This window comes from Caproiciproducens sp. MSJ-32, assembly GCF_018918055.1.
Taxonomy (GTDB): domain Bacteria; phylum Bacillota; class Clostridia; order Clostridiales; family Clostridiaceae; genus Clostridium.
Window position 1 is genome coordinate 12,052 of sequence record NZ_JAHLPS010000066.1, and the last position, 15,891, is coordinate 27,942.

The following is a 15,891-nucleotide window of genomic DNA, read 5'->3' on the forward strand; positions in this document are numbered from 1 at the left end:
TCCACTCTAATAAAAATCTTCTCCATAGTTAATCAAATCTACCTCAAACATATACTGAACTTTCATTGTATTTGCTTCAGTTTTTTCAACAGGCTGTGCAAGCTTGGTATGTGCTCCAATAGGTCTGCTTGTTAAAAGAGCTTGAATACATAATTGAACATAGTTGTTATAAGCATAAGTGTATCTGCTTATCCACCTGTCAGTACCAAGGATATTATGGTAGTAGTAATAGTTGTAATTGTTAGGAAAACTGAAATACATTTTATAGGCTTCCAGTAAATTACCTTGAGGAGTTATAACTTGATAAAAGCTTGTACCACCTTGAGTACCATAATAATAGAGATAAACTCTATTAGCACTTCTATTTAAACCGTAAATATAACACCTTCTTTCAATATTTCCGCTGTCCATTCCCTTACTACCAAACCAAATGCTGTTCCCTATCTTGGGCTTGATATTCATATCCTGAACCTTATTGCCTGCTGAATCTACTCTAATCCATCGGTTTGTATAAACTGTTTCGTTAAACTGGCTATCGGTTCTTGAAGTATATCCAACAATATCAATACAGCCGTCAAGATACACACCATCACTTGAAACTACTCTATATGTGAAAGGTATATTATACGCTGTATCCTTAAAACTTTGGCTCATATTTATATCAACGTAGCTTAACTGCACTCCAACCTTTGTCCATTTATATATCCTCATATAGCTTTCACTATTTATGCTGTAAAGGTAATACCCAATAAAAACAAGCTCTCCATCTGGCTGAATATACGGGCAGACATGGCTAAGTCCATCGTATTTTCTTACTGCATTATTGCTATCTATAGTTAATGCATTTCCTTCTGAATTTAAAAGTTTAACAACCTTATCCCAAAACACAACATCATTTGTATTTATATCAAATGGAATCATAAGCCAGTGTCCTTTTAAGTTGTCTGGAAATTGAATATAGCTTGACTGTGTTAAGCTTGTATCCCTTGAATCTGCTAATATCCATCCCTTTGTTGGACTTGTAAATTTTATAGTTCTTGCATAAGAAAATAAAGTATACACCGCCCAGTATCTCTTAGGGTTTGTAGTATTATATACAGCATAATCTGAATCAGCTGTTTCCCTTCCATAGATTGCAGTTCCCAAATAAAAATAATCTTTATTGTCTGGGTCACCTTCGGCCCAGTAGATGCTCTCAATTTTCCCATTTGCCGCATGGGTTGGAAAGTCAAATACAAAATTCATCTTTATTTTAGAATCTGTAACTTCAAATTTTGATTCTGCTCTATTTATAGTTCCTCGCCTTGTATCATTTCCAGAGTAAGTAGTATTTCTATGAGCAAAGCCTATAATATTTCCCATAATTCTTTGCTCATTAGCATTTTCTGGTTTATCGTTGTCGGTAAGATAAAGATACTCAAACCAGCTATAATTATCACACCTTCTGTTACTGCCAGAACCCATTATTCCCTGAACAAAATGTCCTAAAAATGTATCTTTAAAATATAAATCTGGTATTAAGTTTTCTGTGTATGCCTCTTTTATTTTCTCCTTAGTTTCTGCATTAAAAAGTTCTAATAAGACCTTTCCTTTAATGCCTCTCTGCCTTTTACTCTTTTTACTTTCAGAAATCTCACCTGAAAGCAAATCTTTATTGTAAGCAACACTTTCATAAGATTGTCCTTCAATAAACATATCATCACCCCTCAGTTGTAAAGAATTTTTATCTTCCTTAATTTACACACATCATTTAATGTAGGTTTTTCTAAAATATAAGCAAACCTTAGCTTTCTGTTTTGGCTTATCAAATTATTTAAAGCTGTATAATCTATACTTGTTAATATTGAAGGATTTAAGCCATTTGTAAGAAATGCCGCAGCATCTGTAATATCGATATTTTCAAAGCTTGAGGTATTTAAATTATAAGTAAACCAGCTTAATCCCGAATCAACACTTAAGGCTATTCTTATCTTTCCATTGGTTGTAACGTCATTTAGATTTGAATCTTTCTTTGTGTATTGAACGACAGCTTCAAGTTTATTTATGGTTTTTCCATCATGTATATTAAAATCATAGTTTTGAATAATTACCTTCGGCTTACTTGATACTGTCTTTTCAATAAAAAATCTATTGCTGTTTTTGTTGGTTTTAATGTCTGGATTGTCAGTATAGATATAAAGAGCTGGCGAAGTCCCTGAAAGCCCTGCCATGGATGCAGGCAGAGTATCAACGCCGTAGGTTTTAAACATTTCTTCTGTAAGAGGTAAATCTCCAATTTTAGTCCAAGTGCTGCCTTGATAATTTTTAACTCCCTCACTATCCACCATAAGAAATTTCGTTATGCATGGAATATATGAACCTTCCTGCACTGTGTAATTTTTACCTGATAAATCAGCTGGAGTGAAAATATATGACTTTCCCTGTGATAAAACTAAAGTCTGCGTTCCTATTCCCGGGTTATTAAAGCTGTTTATGCCGTTATTGGGTATCTTCTCTATAACAAGCCTTATTACTCCAGTTTCAAATACTGAAAGTTCCCAAATAAGATCATTACTGCCCCAGCTTCCATAGTAACTGTTTCCTTCAAACCTTATTCTGAAAAGCTTCGTGCTGTATTCTACTTCACTGGCATAATAAAGATTGTTATAGCTGGCATCTCTTCTGTTAATGCAAAGATGTTCTGATGATGCCCCAAAACCTACCCAGGTATTACCGCTTGTATACAGCTGTCTTACGGCTGAACCATTGTAATTAAAGTTAAAGCCTATATCAGGAAGAGTTACTGTACTATCATCATTTCTTGTACCATAAAGTGTCATTCCTGCATTTCCTTTTGGAAGGGATATTTGATTTATAACTGGCATTCTCATCTCCTCCTAACCTTGCTTAAGATATGCATTTATTGCAATTAAATCCTTATAAAGTGTAGTATCCCGCACATTTGCAGCATAAATTACGCCATTTCCTAAGTCCTCAATATATCCGCCTTCTCTTTTTAAAACAGGTTCTTTTATAGTAGCTCTATTGTAAAAGTCATAGGTTCCATCTTTGTTTTTATCGTAATCAGAACTGAACTCAACCCAGTCGGCATCAAAAGCATAGCTGCTTGATTTACTGTTATTAAATTCTTCTATAATTCCCATTACATTCAAGATTAACTTTGGGTCTCCATGAGATATAGCAGCAATATTAAATCTTGTATTGAAATTCTCAAGACTATAGCTATCTACTCCACTCACATTGTTGTCTAAATAATACTTAAAACTGTGTCCTGTATTAAAACTGTATGTTCCAATCTTGATATTGAACAAATTATAAAGGAATGTATAAACTATCTCTGCCCTTGGTATACTTGCACTAAGTCCTCCCTCTAAATCTCTTCCCTCAATACTTACCTGCAGGTTATTCTTTTCAATGGTAAATATTCCATTTGAAACTTTCATCTCTACCATAAAAGTATGGTCTCCTGCTGTTACCTGCGGCATTGGAAGGGGCAATCCTATAACATTATCTCCTAATGCTAACTTTTGAATTGGTTTAAAATCGTAGTATTTTCCATCTAAAGAAAATAGAATTGTTAACGTGCAGTCTGCACTTACCTTTCCAGTCATAGTGATATTACAATTTAAGTTTGTATCTGCTTTTGTTGTTATTCCTATAATCATTGCTGGATAACTGCTTGTGCTGATAGTCAGCGTATCGCTGTTTTTCTTGATTATTACACTGCTTAAAGTACCGCTTACAGCACTGTTTATTTCCTCTAAAAGCTTACTGGTATCCAGCTTTTCAATAATTGTGTTTAAAGGATCACCAAGCTCTATCTTTGTATTTATAGGATTTATAAGGTCTGTCTTTTTCTTTATAACTCTTAAATCAGTAGTTACAGCTATCTTTTCATTTCTCACCTTTACAAAATCACCAACACAAACCTTAGTAAGATGACTATAGTTTTTATACTCTTCTGTTTTACTAAGTTCCATAAAATCTATTGTTATAAATACCTTTGGACTTGCAGCCTTTTCAGCATATTCTTCTGCCATTGCTCTAAGGCTTTCTACATCCTTACACTCCTTAAACTCTACCCTTTTGGTTATGGGATAGGGAAGTAATTTTGCTCTTTCTCCCTCGACTTCTATATATCTTTCTGGCAGCAATAAATTATTTGCTCCTACTGCATATATTCTTGTGGCTAGTTCACTGGTATCCTCTATAACCTTCATTCCTTTTATGTTTTTGCCGTATTTTATTAAGATTCCGTTATTTTCACCAATAGACTCTTTTATCTCTATATTGAAGTTATCTCTAAAAAGTTCTCCACCATAAATTTCAATAAGTCTAAAAATAGCATCTACTGCATTAACCTCTTTAACAGCAAAAGGTGCTATATTTTCTTCCAATGCCTTAAATAAAAACAACCCTTGAAGTTCCGGAGGTATGCTTGCTTCAAGAGCTTCTTTCATATTTGCATTAAGCACCTTTGCTGATTCTATAAAATAAAAGGCAAGATCATAGAATATATGTCTTGCCCATACCTTAACTTTACTTATTTTATCCTGTGTTCTCTCTACTTTATATATTCTAAAAAGCTGTCCATCAGCTTTAATAATATTGAGTTCCTCTAAATACTGTGCTTTTTTAGATTGAGCAGGGTATTCAATTTCTAAACTATAATCTCCATTTAACTCTTCATTTATCTCAGCCATAAGGCATTCATCTAAAACAGCAAGCCCATTATTGTCAAAGTTTCCTCTGCTTGTCTTCTTATCATATACATAGATCATTATAACCACCGCCAATTTGGAACAATTTCTATTTTTGAAACACTACCTGTCCAATCAAATTTATTAGAACCTGTTTTTAATGTTATGAAATCACCATTTACTTTACTGTTTAAGTTATCTCCTGCATCATTATAGGCATCTTGAATGACTGAATCTAATATGATTTTTCCTGTTATATCATTTAAGTCCACAGTAGTTTCATTAACTTTAAGGCTTATCTTCCCAGAACCATAAACAGATATTATTGGTTCACTTTTAAGTGTTCCCGGATTTATTATTGAAGTTCCACTTTGAGTTATGGTAAAAATGTTGTTCTGCACAGCGTATTTAAAAGGCTTGCAGTTAAATATTATGGGAAATTGCGAGGTATACTTGAAAACTTGCCTAAAATCTATGCTATTTACAACCTGTGCTCTATACTTTTTATCTTCTTGAAAGCTAAATATTAGATCACTTTCTCCCGCTCCAAATAGCCACGCCTTTATATTATCAAGCTGCTCTAAGATTTTATTTCCCTTCACAGTACACTCAACTGTAATAGTTATATCTTCAAAAGTACCTTCATCATATTTTAAATTTGAATCCCTACCCGGAATATCTATATATGATACTCTTCTTTTAGGTGATGGCAGGGATGGTCTTTTAGAAATAATAATGCCATAATCAATATAACTGTTTTTACCGCCGAAATTAAAACTAAGCATTAAGCACCACCCCTTCCCATTGCTACTCTCTGCCTGTAAAATTCAAGTTCATAAGCAAGCTGCTCTATATCTTTCTCTGTATTGTTAATGAAGTTTTCTATATGAAGTGTTAATCCGCTGCCACTTCCTCCTTTTGCTTTTTCAATTGCCCTTGCCATAAGTTCATCAAGCCTGTCAATTGGAAGAACAGCTTCAGTTCCGGCTTCTCCTACACCAATAATGCTAGGTCTGTTAAAAATTCCTCCCTTTGCATACCAATTAACTTCAAGTTGTGGAACGCTTGGTGGCTTTAAGCTAAACTCACCCTTTATAAAAAAGTGTGGTAGTTTTATTTTAGGTAGTTTGAAATTGAACATATCAGATAATTTTTCTTTTATAGAGTTTGCTATACTTTTTATTTTCTCAAAAATTTCACCTAATTTTCCACCTGTTGTGTTATTCATATATTCAAAGCCTTTTCCCCAAACTGCCTTATATACATCTATATAGCCTCCAATTATTCCTTTTATTCCTCCACCATGTTCATTTATTGAATTTTTTATATTATTCCATATATTGGTAGTTATATTTTTCACATTCTCCCATACCCTTGAGATATTTTCTTTTATTGAGTTAAATTTTAATGTAATGTTTTCTTTTAGACTGTTTATAGACTCTTTTATATTATCCCAATTTTTAATAAGTAAAACTCCAACTGCAGTAATACCTGCAATAGCCATAACTGCTATTCCAATAGGACCAGTTAATGCAGTAAATGCACTTCCTAAAACTGCTGATGCACCACCTGCTGTAGACATAGCCCCTGACACACTACCTATAATTGTTGAAAGTGTTCCTGCTATACTTATTACCTTACCTATTATCCCTATAACTGGTCCAACTGCTGCTACAATTAAACCTATTTTTACAATCATCTGCTGCTGTTCCTTTGATAAGCCTTGGAATTTGTCCATCAAAGGCTTAATTACTCCTATTAGCTTTTCTAAAATTGGTATTAGAATCTGTCCAAACTGAATACCAAGCTGCTCTGCCTGCTCTTTCATAACTCTTAATTTATTTGTTGGTGAGTCCATAGTTCTTGCAAGGTCACCTTGAGCATTTTTAGTTGATTCCATAATTACGCCATACCTTGCCATCACCTTTTGCTGTTCAGTTAATGCCTCACCCTGTTTTGCTATTCCGTGGGTATATGCATAGGTTTTTATAGTGTTTTCGTTAACTAATATTCCTAAAGCCTTTAATGGCTCTGCTTCACCTGATATTCCGGCCTTTAACTTTTCAAAAGCTTCTTCAGGTTTTAAATTATAAAAGGAGGCCATGTCATAGGAAAGCTTAGTAAGCCCTTCTGACATTTTTAATGCTTCTTGTGATGTTAATCCCATACTTGTTAGCATTGAATTGTATGTTGCTACATTTTTTCTTACATTATATGCATTAAGTCCAAGGGCCTTTGATGTTTCCTCAGACCACTTTCTTGCATCATTTGCCATAGCACCCATTGAAACTTCAAATAGGTTTTCAGATTCTACAGCATCCATAGCCATTTTTGTTGCAGCAGTTCCTATTCCTATAAGCGGTAGCGTTACTGATGTTGTAAGTTTACTGCCTATTGATGACATCTTATCTCCTATTGACTTCATCTTATCTCCTGCACTATTCATGCTTTGGGATAATTTATACCATGCAGAACTTTTTTCTTTTAATTCCCTTGTTGTATCTTTTAGCTCTTGCTCCATTTTATTTAGTTCTGCCGTAGCATAATTTAGTTTAATTTTCAGGTTTTCTGTTGCTTTTGCATCTTCGCCTTTTGTTTCTACACTCTTTTGGTATGCTTTTTCTAATGCTGCAACCTTATCCTTTTGAAGTTCTATCTGTTTATTTAAAGTATCTGCTTTCAGCCTTAATCCTTCTTCAGATTTACCAAAGTCACCTAGTTTGGAACTAGCTGCTGCAAATTCACTTTGAACTAACTTTAACCCTCTTTGGATTTTAGCTACACCTTCTTGAAAGCCTCTATCATCAAGACCAACTCTTGCTACAACTGTACTTGCATCTGCCGCCATCACATCACCTCCCTAGAAAATAACATTATCTATATAATCAAGCTCCTCTTCTTCCTCAATTCCATTTACTCTTTTGTATACATTGAAAAGTGCTTGTAATTTCTTAGGTGTACTTTCCCAAAACTGCTCCTCAGTCATTTTTAATAGGTTTGTTCCCAAATAGAAAAGCCACTCCCAATCCCATCCTTCGGAATCAGTGTGGCTTTCTATTCCCCCATGTTTTCAGTTACTTCCGGCATTGCTATCACCAATGCTTCATTAATAGCTGTACCTAATCTCTCCATATCACTTAAAGTAAGCATTCTGCCTACTTCTTTAAGAGTAACACTTTCATCTTCAGCTTTAATTGCTGAATATATCAGAGCTCTTATTGCTTTAATCTTTCTATTCTGTAAATCCTCAAAGGCTTTGTTGATATCACCATAGACCTCTTCCAATTCACAGAAGGTATTCATATCAAATTTGAGTTCATATTCTTTATCATTGAGTTTAAACTTTATTCCTTTATTTTTTAGTTCTGATGCTTTCACTGTAACAGCTCCTTTCTAATTTTAGACAATAAAAAAGGACTTACCATTTAGGGTAAATCCATACCAATAATTATAAGCTATACTTCCTTTGTTGCCGCAACCTCTTCAACTGAAACAATATTTTCATATTCTCTACATTTTACTTCTAATAATTCATAGTTACAACATCTTTTTTTAAGATTTGAATTTGCATTGTTTTTTACTATACTGTACAACACTTTTGCCTTTTTTCTTATCTTTTCATGATTTGAATTTATAAATTTAGCCTGATCTCTTAATAAATTTTTGTATTTTTCATCGCTTATACTCTCTATATCTATTCTAATTATCTCACTATCTGGTACAGGTATCATATTATTTAAATTTATAACACCTAAATATCCTTTATCAATCTTAAAAATGTCAGGAGCCTTTTCACTTATTTTTTCATATTTATTCTTAGGAGATGATAACGGTGCATAATATCTTTGATTATTTATTTCAAATACAACACCTATATATCTTCTTCTTTCCTCTTTATTTTCTCTAACCACATCATCAAAATTCCTCAAGTATTCTACATATTGATTGGTAATTGAACATATGTAAATTCTGTTACCCATTTTAATCCCCCTGACATTAAAATAGAGTAGCAACTTGGCTACTCTACATACTCTTTTAACTCCTCAATTATACGGCTGAGGTTTTACCGGCTTTTTCAACTCCCCATTTTATGGTTGGGGTTTAACCATCTCTTTTAACTCCTCAATTATACGGTCGAGGTTTTACCGACTCTTTTATCTAATATTATTATACACATTAAAATTAATATTAACAACAATTTTTTAAAATTTTTATATCATTATGAGGAAGTTACAGGCTCTTCTGGTACAGCAGTAAACCATGAACTGATTATACCTGCATCCACTCCCTGTGCATCTTCATCACAGATAAATCTATAATTCCCATCAAAATCCCTTGAATAGAATTTACCCTTTAGCTTTGCACTCTGAGCCTTTGGTTTTTCTGCCTCTGTGTCATATTCATCTGTTGCCAGTTCGAATTTACCCTTAAGCAGCCATACATATCTGTATTTGCCATTGTTTTTCTTGGATTTAAAGCCAAGTGCTATCGTTGGCGGTATATCATCCTTATTTTCCACTAATACACCCTTTACAACCTTCGATCCCTGCAGTTTTGCTCTGCTTGTAAGTGATAACTGATTCACTTCAATTTCAACGTCCACACCTTCAAAGGCAGTAATAATGTCTTCAACAGAATCATCCGAATAAATATTATCTGAATTTGATTTTGGTGAAAGCTTTGCACTTATTGCTCTTTCTAGCTTTATTGGTGGATCATAGGCAGCTCCCGTAGCATCATCTGTTTTTAATATAGCAATATGAATATCTCTAAGTCCTATCTGTCTAGCCATTTGAATCACTCTCCATTTCTTCTAAATAATAAAATTTAAGACCTTTATGATAGATTTTTGTATCTTCTTCATAAAGGTCTATTTCATTTAATCTTTTGAACCCTGCTTTAAGCAAAAGTTCTTTTATTGTTTTGACTATATCTGTATAATCACTCTTTGACCACACATCCACTTGGATATAATGTGCTGTTAAAGCTTCCTCATCATCTTCATACTCTTCACCTGAAGTTAAATACTCATGAAAAGTAATATAAGTTTCTGATTTTCCACTGTACTTTTGAAAAGCTACTGGAATTTTAAGAGGCTTTAAGGTATCTATAATCAATTTATTTATCATTCCTCAAGTCCCCTTTGCAGTTCTTCCTTTATAATATTATTTATCTCTCTTTTATTCTCCAGAACAGATTTCTCTGCCCAATGTTGAGCTGGCTGTGTACTTGTCCCCCATTCGCTGAATTTTGAATAAAAGAACTCTGAATTATCTCCTTTATTAGGACCAATCTCTACAAAGTCCATTCCATTTTCTTTTTCTATATCTGAAACCTTTATATTATCAGCCATATGTCTTTTTGTTTTGTTTGACCTTGGAGCATTTTTCTCCATGCTGCCTTTCACCAAGTTTCCAGCTTTATCAAGTGATTTTTTCTTTATTACATCTCCTCTTGATCCCAGCTTGTTTACCCTGTCTATAAGCTCTTGCATTCCTTCAAGTTCTATCTTAGCCACTGTTATCAACCTCCATAGCCTTGATTTCTATAAACTTATTTGCATATTTAATGTTATCTATAGCGGTTATATTGTACTGCTTTCCTTTAAATAAAATCCTCATTGAAGTATCTATCTCATCTGTGTATCTTATAGTAAATTTTACAGTTTTCTCTGCTTGAACAGCAGCTGCTGCAAAATATTCTCTGCCATGAAGATTTGTAACAGCCGCCCATAACTCTTTAAAATCTGTCCAAGTTTCAGTTTGAAAGCCATTATCATCTGTTTGAACTGTATTTTTCTGCAATTTTATTCTATGTCTTAAATCTTCAGCCTTCATACTGGAATCACCCTGTTCATTGAAAGAAGTGCATTTCTTGCTTCTTCCAATTTTGTTTTTTCCTCTGGTCTGTAATCATCATAAAGAAGTTTCATTTGAAGAATAATTGCCCACTTCACAGTTTCAGGAACTTTATCCGGAGTATCTCCATAACCTGAAATTAATCTTACTCTCACTGCATTTACTGACTGAAGCTCTAATGTAGGCCAATGCTTTCCTCTATTTAAAACAACTCTGTTTACAAATCCATCTAAATCAGCAATGTAATTACTTTCATCAAATAAATACTCCTGTCTATTCTCATCGTAATATTTTATACTTTCTACCTTTTGTACTGGGGAACAGTTATAAAAGATTATAGAGTTTCCTTGTGGAAAGCTGTCAAGCACTAATTCTAAAGTCTGAGTCATATATTTTCTGTTTTGATAATCTTCACACCACTCTCTTGCCTGCTTTATAAGGCTCATAATTAGAATATCATCATCATTTCCATCCACTCTTAAATGGTGTTTTGCTTCTTCTAAAGTTATGGGTTCAACTGATGGTGGATTTATTATTTTAATTGCCATCTTATCACCTCGAAAAAAGGAGCACTAAGGCTCCCTGAATTAATCAACAACTACAGATGAAGGGCTATCTCCTGCGTACTTACTATCTAAAATGTACTCTGCAGATGCAAAGTTAGTAGCTTGTGTGCTTGCCCCAATTCTTACATTAAGACAAGTAAATCCTTCATTTATATCAAGCTTTGCAGGATCAATATGAAATACTACCTGCTTATTTTTTGCTGTATTTGCTACAGTGTAGCTTACCCCATCCGCTTTTCTTAAAAGTGAATCCCCTGAAGATACATCTTCATTTGCCCATACTGGAACAGTATTTGTTAAAGGCTTTGCATCAGTTCCTGAAACATCCTTTGCCTGATACAAGGAAACTTGAGTTGCGTGGCCTACTGCCTGAGTTAGATTTACTACAACTGCTCCTCTTATTATATTTTTAAGACTTACATATGCTCCTGTTATTGCAGCATTAGTGGTCTTTGGCTCTACAGCCTGAACCACTTTATATTTTTCAACTAAATTCATGATTAAATCCTCCTTCTAATTTTTAAATTTAGGTAAAAGAAAAAGACCTACAATTTAGCAAGTCTTTATTTTACTTATATGTTATTTTAAATGTTAATGATAAAATCATCATTTAGTCATCACCGCTATCTTCAATAATAATTAAAACTATAAATTGCAATTTTTACCGAGTCATCTTCCATACAGAACCATCTGCCATTCTTCGTAAATATCCGGGACTTCTCTCAAGAATTTCTCCAGTTTCTGCAGTTCTAATAATAATTTCTTCACGGTAATCCGGATCTTCAATCCATTTTGACGTGTACAATTTTCCATCATTCTGAAAATGTAAACTCTCATTTTCTTCAAGTTGAATGTGCATTTCTTTTGGCCACAGAAAATCCACTGCATCACCTTGAACATCGTGCTTAACTAATGTAAATGGAGAAGTTACTAATCGAACATTTATCATATCTCCAACTTTTGAAAAAGGCATTTCTGTAAGAACTTTCACACTGGAACACTCTGGTTTAAAGATAAGTACCTGTATAACTTCTTTATTAAAGTCGTAGAGTATGATTCCAAATGAATTATCTTTACTCTCATAAATAGGTCTTTCTAGAAACACATTTTTTTCCTGTTTGATTGGCTCTAAAACTTTTCCTGATGGATACTCAATAAAATATAGTCTCGTGCCAGGGTACTTATTTTCAAAATCCGGTACTTCATAGGCTTCTGAACATGGCGTCCATCGTCCATAATACCAAGAATCCGATTGATCTACTTTTTCTGGATATATATCTTCAAATCCTTTGAATATCTTAATATCCATTGTCTTTGATACCTCCACTATAAACTGTGATTTATAGATTTATTCTATAATTAGAACACTCTACAAACAAAATTATACCATAAACATTATCAATTTTATGATTATTTGTGGTATATTTTATTAATTTCTATCTATCACCTAAAGTTACAAATGGACTTAATGGATTTGCACCCTTATAAGGCATTATTGGTTTATTCTTATAAGGCATACCATTAAATTTATAGATGAATCTAAATACCTGCTCATCATAGAGGAATCTTACATGAATAGACACATCTGCTGATGGTGCTTTCTTATCTATTCCAATGTACTGAGTTGGATCTGCTAAGATTATATCTCCCTTTTTACCAAGAGGTGAGCACTGCTCAATTGGAATAATTGGTCTGTTAAGTAATGTGCTGTACTGAGAAGTTGCAGCACCTCCAGAAGGCATAAACACTGGTGCTCCTCCAGTTCCAATATTAAGAGCCATAGTGTAAAGTTGTGGTTCTATCTCTTGGTTTATATACCATACTGCATTTGCTCTAAGTCTTGCAGGCATTGAACTCCACATTTTAAGTATATTTTCATACTTTATAGTTCCCGCTGCTTGGTCTTTTTCTTTAGGTACAGTAACAAGCGCATCCGAGTTAAGTATTCCAAGAGGCATTCCAACACCAGTACCATTAATAATTGCATCATCAATCTTAAAACTCATTTCATCTGCATAGGCTTGTCTTACTATAGCTTCTAAAGCTGTAGTATCTTGAAGGAGATCATCAGTTACATAGCAAAGTGCTAAAAGTTTTTGAAGGGACATTTCAATTTCTTTAAACTTTGGTTTACTTTGAGCTGCTGTTTCAGCTTCTGCTACCCAGTAAGCTTGAACTCCACCCCATCTGCTTCCGTTTGCTCTGCTGTTTTCATCAATTCCAAGTGCTCTAAGCCTGTTGGTATTAGCACCTATTGGAATCATTCTTATTCTGTTTGCCACTTGGCTTTGAGTCATCATGGATTCAAACAAATCATTAATAAAGTCATTCTCAAGAAGGAATCCACCTTCAGAAGCTACACTTTCATTTAAGCCTGTGGCTGAATTCTGATAGGTTAATCTGTTGTCCATTCTTCCACCTGGAGATGAAGCCTTAGCAACAGCACCCAAAAACTCACCCATGCTCTTCCACTTCTTTTCATGATGGTTTTTAGGCTGAGCATATATTGGTTCATTTACTGGTGTTTGTGCTTGTTTTTGCCTTTCAGCCTCCATTGCATCAATCTCTTTTTGTGCCTCAATTTTAGCCTTGTGGGCCTTTATCTCCGCAAGCTTTGCATTTATTTCATCAGCTGTAGCATCCTCTTTATTTATTAGATTTTTAGATTCTGTTTCTAAATTTGATAACTGAGCTAGTAACTCTTTCATTTTCTCTGACATATACATTACCTACCTTTCAAAATAATAGATGCCCTAAAGTTCACACTCTAAGGCAAGTTTTGATTTTAATAATTTAATTTTTTCTTCATCTTTATGTGTTTCTTTAAACCTTTGATTATACTGTTTTATAAAATCTCTATTCCTGTTATTAACGCTATTTTGAATAGCAAATCTGCTGAACATAAAAGAATTTTCCAATGGCTCTTCTTTATTCTTTTCATAAAGCATTCCATCTGCAAATCCTTCAGCTACAGCTTTTTTAGCACTCATCCAAGTTTCCTCATCCATCATCTGAGATATTTTTGCTCTGGATTTGCCTGTTTTAAGCTGATAGGCATTAATTATAGTTTCCTTTACTTCATCCAGCACATCAGCACCATGCCTTAAATCCTTAGCTTCACCTTGAAAAGTTCCCCAGGGGTTGTGTAGCATTATTATTGATGTTGGAGACATAAGTATTTCATCTCCTGCCATAGCTATAACTGAAGCTGCTGAAATTGCTACACCGTCAATTTTTACTTTAACTTTTCCCTTATGCTCCTTTAAAGCTGTGTAAATTCTTGAAGCCGCATAGACATCACCTCCGTAAGAATTAATCCAAACATTTATATCTTTACCTTTATATTTATTAAGTTCTGACATAAAACCCTTTGGAGTTACATTGTCATTTCCAAAGAGCATAGACCAAAAATCATCATCCATTACGATATCTCCATCAATTCTAAGTTCTATCTCCTCCTCATTTTCTTCGATATTTTTAAAATTCCAAAATGACATTTTATCACTTCCCTTCATTAATCATATTAAAGATTTCTTCCCTAAGTGCCTTCAGCTGCTCTTCCTGTTTTCCCGCTTCACTCATATTAAGAGGTTCGAGATATCGGTTTCCGTTCTCAATAGGATTCATATTTTCAAGCCTTCTAATATCATTAACAGAAAGCCAACCCCACTGCCTTCCCTGTGCATAAGCTTCATATCTTGATTTAATATCTCCTCGTAAAAGTCCACTGATATTGAATTCAAAGTACCTGTTTTTTCTTCTTGTTTCCTTTGATAAAAGCTGAAGATTTAAATTTTCTTCCCATTTTTTAAACCACGGCAGCATAGTGTAAACAATAAACTCTAAGCTCTGATGTTCAATATTGTTATTTGTGGATCTTGTTAAATCCTGCACCAGATGAAGTGGTACTCTGAAAATTCTGCACACATCTTCTATTCTAAACCTCTTAGATTCTAAAAACTGTGCATCTGTAAGCTTCATGGTTATTTCCTTAAACTGACCGCCGCCTTCAAGAATCATTGGAACACCTGCATTAGAAAGTCCTGTATAATTCTTTTTTATATCCTTTTTAAGCCTTTGAAATGCTTCATCTGAAAGCTCGTTAGGATACTGAAAAATACCGCTGGTTGAAGCCCTGTTATGATAAAAATTTTTTTCAAAGGTGTCCTGAGATAATCCAATATCAATAGTAAGTGCCGCATAACTAAGAGGTGTTATTCCTATATACCCGTCTAAAGTTAGTCCCGGAATATGAAATATTTCATCTCTTGTTTTAGGCTCTGTCTTTCCATCAATATAATAAAGAAGTCTTCCTGTAGATTTATCTATGTCAATTTTTACTCTATCCCATGCTATTGGTCTAAGCTCTAAAAGCTCTCCATGAATATTAAAAACCTTTTGTGCTATAAAGTTTCCTCCAAGGTTTATATTTGTCATTCCAAACTCTTTAAACTGTACTGGTGTCATTTCTGCATTTGGTGCATAATGAAGTACACCATATTCAGCAGTATCTGTAACCTGCCTCCTGTTTCCTTTATCATCTTTTTCATAAAGCATTATAGGACAGCTTGCCAAGGTTTCTGATAAAACTCTATTGCAGGCAAAAACTGCAGAAAAACTCATAGCGGCTGCTGTATCTATTTTAAAATTATCTTTTACAACTTCTTCGCCGCTTAAAAAATCCTCTGAATATTTCTGAAGGACTTCAAACAAGGCATTCTGCGGCGTTAAAAATAACTTCACTCTATCTTTCAGTTTCAAAGCACC

18 protein-coding genes are annotated in these 15,891 nt (G+C 34.0%); all 18 read right to left on the minus strand.

From position 1 onward, the window contains the following. Positions 1–6: 6 nt before the first annotated feature. Entirely contained in the window at positions 7–1,695 is a 1,689-nt protein-coding gene (locus tag KQI16_RS07570; RefSeq protein WP_163195592.1) for a hypothetical protein, read from the minus strand. Positions 1,696–1,706: 11 nt separating this feature from the next. Next, on the minus strand, positions 1,707–2,864 hold the full coding sequence (locus KQI16_RS07575; RefSeq protein ID WP_163195591.1) for a hypothetical protein: 1,158 nt from the start codon (positions 2,862–2,864) through the stop codon (positions 1,707–1,709). A gap of 12 nt (positions 2,865–2,876) precedes the next feature. After that, entirely contained in the window at positions 2,877–4,781 is a 1,905-nt protein-coding gene (locus KQI16_RS07580; RefSeq protein WP_216433287.1) for a phage tail spike protein, read from the minus strand. After that, a complete protein-coding gene (locus KQI16_RS07585; protein WP_216433289.1) occupies positions 4,781–5,485 on the minus strand; it encodes a distal tail protein Dit in 705 nt (234 codons plus the stop codon). The genes KQI16_RS07580 and KQI16_RS07585 overlap by 1 nt, the downstream gene beginning before the upstream one ends. Then, positions 5,485–7,548 (minus strand): phage tail tape measure protein, encoded by a 2,064-nt coding sequence (locus KQI16_RS07590; protein WP_216433291.1) that lies wholly within the window; start codon positions 7,546–7,548, stop codon positions 5,485–5,487. The genes KQI16_RS07585 and KQI16_RS07590 overlap by 1 nt, the downstream gene beginning before the upstream one ends. A 12-nt stretch (positions 7,549–7,560) precedes the next feature. Beyond that, a complete protein-coding gene (locus tag KQI16_RS07595; protein WP_216433356.1) occupies positions 7,561–7,707 on the minus strand; it encodes a hypothetical protein in 147 nt (48 codons plus the stop codon). Positions 7,708–7,754: 47 nt separating this feature from the next. Then, on the minus strand, positions 7,755–8,078 hold the full coding sequence (locus KQI16_RS07600; RefSeq protein WP_216433293.1) for a tail assembly chaperone: 324 nt from the start codon (positions 8,076–8,078) through the stop codon (positions 7,755–7,757). A 77-nt stretch (positions 8,079–8,155) separates the two neighbouring features. Then, entirely contained in the window at positions 8,156–8,680 is a 525-nt protein-coding gene (locus KQI16_RS07605) for a type III toxin-antitoxin system ToxN/AbiQ family toxin (RefSeq protein ID WP_216433295.1), read from the minus strand. Between the two features lie 239 nt (positions 8,681–8,919). Beyond that, a complete protein-coding gene (locus tag KQI16_RS07610; RefSeq protein ID WP_216433297.1) occupies positions 8,920–9,492 on the minus strand; it encodes a major tail protein in 573 nt (190 codons plus the stop codon). Then, entirely contained in the window at positions 9,485–9,829 is a 345-nt protein-coding gene (locus KQI16_RS07615) for a hypothetical protein (protein ID WP_216433299.1), read from the minus strand. The genes KQI16_RS07610 and KQI16_RS07615 overlap by 8 nt, the downstream gene beginning before the upstream one ends. Next, positions 9,826–10,218 carry an HK97-gp10 family putative phage morphogenesis protein gene (locus KQI16_RS07620; RefSeq protein ID WP_216433301.1) on the minus strand — a complete coding sequence of 131 codons (393 nt, stop codon included), beginning with the start codon at positions 10,216–10,218 and terminating at the stop codon, positions 9,826–9,828. Before KQI16_RS07620 ends, KQI16_RS07615 begins: the two co-directional genes overlap by 4 nt. Next, a complete protein-coding gene (locus KQI16_RS07625) occupies positions 10,211–10,537 on the minus strand; it encodes a phage head closure protein (protein ID WP_216433303.1) in 327 nt (108 codons plus the stop codon). The genes KQI16_RS07620 and KQI16_RS07625 overlap by 8 nt, the downstream gene beginning before the upstream one ends. Then, on the minus strand, positions 10,534–11,106 hold the full coding sequence (locus KQI16_RS07630; RefSeq protein ID WP_216433305.1) for a head-tail connector protein: 573 nt from the start codon (positions 11,104–11,106) through the stop codon (positions 10,534–10,536). Before KQI16_RS07630 ends, KQI16_RS07625 begins: the two co-directional genes overlap by 4 nt. 39 nt (positions 11,107–11,145) lie before the next feature. Continuing rightward, entirely contained in the window at positions 11,146–11,622 is a 477-nt protein-coding gene (locus tag KQI16_RS07635) for a hypothetical protein (protein ID WP_216433306.1), read from the minus strand. A gap of 163 nt (positions 11,623–11,785) precedes the next feature. After that, complete coding sequence (locus KQI16_RS07640; protein WP_216433308.1) at positions 11,786–12,433, minus strand: hypothetical protein; 648 nt, start codon at positions 12,431–12,433, stop codon at positions 11,786–11,788. Between the two features lie 127 nt (positions 12,434–12,560). Next, positions 12,561–13,844, minus strand: coding sequence for a phage major capsid protein (locus KQI16_RS07645; RefSeq protein WP_286172970.1), 1,284 nt, complete (start codon positions 13,842–13,844; stop codon positions 12,561–12,563). Positions 13,845–13,877: 33 nt separating this feature from the next. After that, a complete protein-coding gene (locus tag KQI16_RS07650; RefSeq protein ID WP_216433312.1) occupies positions 13,878–14,621 on the minus strand; it encodes a head maturation protease, ClpP-related in 744 nt (247 codons plus the stop codon). A 4-nt stretch (positions 14,622–14,625) separates the two neighbouring features. After that, a complete protein-coding gene (locus KQI16_RS07655) occupies positions 14,626–15,885 on the minus strand; it encodes a phage portal protein (protein WP_216433314.1) in 1,260 nt (419 codons plus the stop codon). Positions 15,886–15,891: the final 6 nt, after the last annotated feature.

Bases quoted from the DNA above. Each gene is read 5' to 3' on its own strand.
- KQI16_RS07585 (WP_216433289.1), bottom strand. From the start codon at position 5,485: ATGCTTAGTTTTAATTTCGGCGGTAAAAACAGTTATATTGATTATGGC.
- KQI16_RS07570 (WP_163195592.1), bottom strand. From the start codon at position 1,695: ATGTTTATTGAAGGACAATCTTATGAAAGTGTTGCTTACAATAAAGAT.
- KQI16_RS07650 (WP_216433312.1), bottom strand. From the start codon at position 14,621: ATGTCATTTTGGAATTTTAAAAATATCGAAGAAAATGAGGAGGAGATA.
- KQI16_RS07645 (WP_286172970.1), bottom strand. From the start codon at position 13,844: ATGTCAGAGAAAATGAAAGAGTTACTAGCTCAGTTATCAAATTTAGAA.
- KQI16_RS07605 (WP_216433295.1), bottom strand. From the start codon at position 8,680: ATGGGTAACAGAATTTACATATGTTCAATTACCAATCAATATGTAGAA.
- KQI16_RS07610 (WP_216433297.1), bottom strand. From the start codon at position 9,492: ATGGCTAGACAGATAGGACTTAGAGATATTCATATTGCTATATTAAAA.
- KQI16_RS07630 (WP_216433305.1), bottom strand. From the start codon at position 11,106: ATGGCAATTAAAATAATAAATCCACCATCAGTTGAACCCATAACTTTA.
- KQI16_RS07590 (WP_216433291.1), bottom strand. From the start codon at position 7,548: ATGGCGGCAGATGCAAGTACAGTTGTAGCAAGAGTTGGTCTTGATGAT.
- KQI16_RS07640 (WP_216433308.1), bottom strand. From the start codon at position 12,433: ATGGATATTAAGATATTCAAAGGATTTGAAGATATATATCCAGAAAAA.
- KQI16_RS07575 (WP_163195591.1), bottom strand. From the start codon at position 2,864: ATGCCAGTTATAAATCAAATATCCCTTCCAAAAGGAAATGCAGGAATG.
- KQI16_RS07615 (WP_216433299.1), bottom strand. From the start codon at position 9,829: ATGATAAATAAATTGATTATAGATACCTTAAAGCCTCTTAAAATTCCA.
- KQI16_RS07625 (WP_216433303.1), bottom strand. From the start codon at position 10,537: ATGAAGGCTGAAGATTTAAGACATAGAATAAAATTGCAGAAAAATACA.
- KQI16_RS07635 (WP_216433306.1), bottom strand. From the start codon at position 11,622: ATGAATTTAGTTGAAAAATATAAAGTGGTTCAGGCTGTAGAGCCAAAG.
- KQI16_RS07580 (WP_216433287.1), bottom strand. From the start codon at position 4,781: ATGATCTATGTATATGATAAGAAGACAAGCAGAGGAAACTTTGACAAT.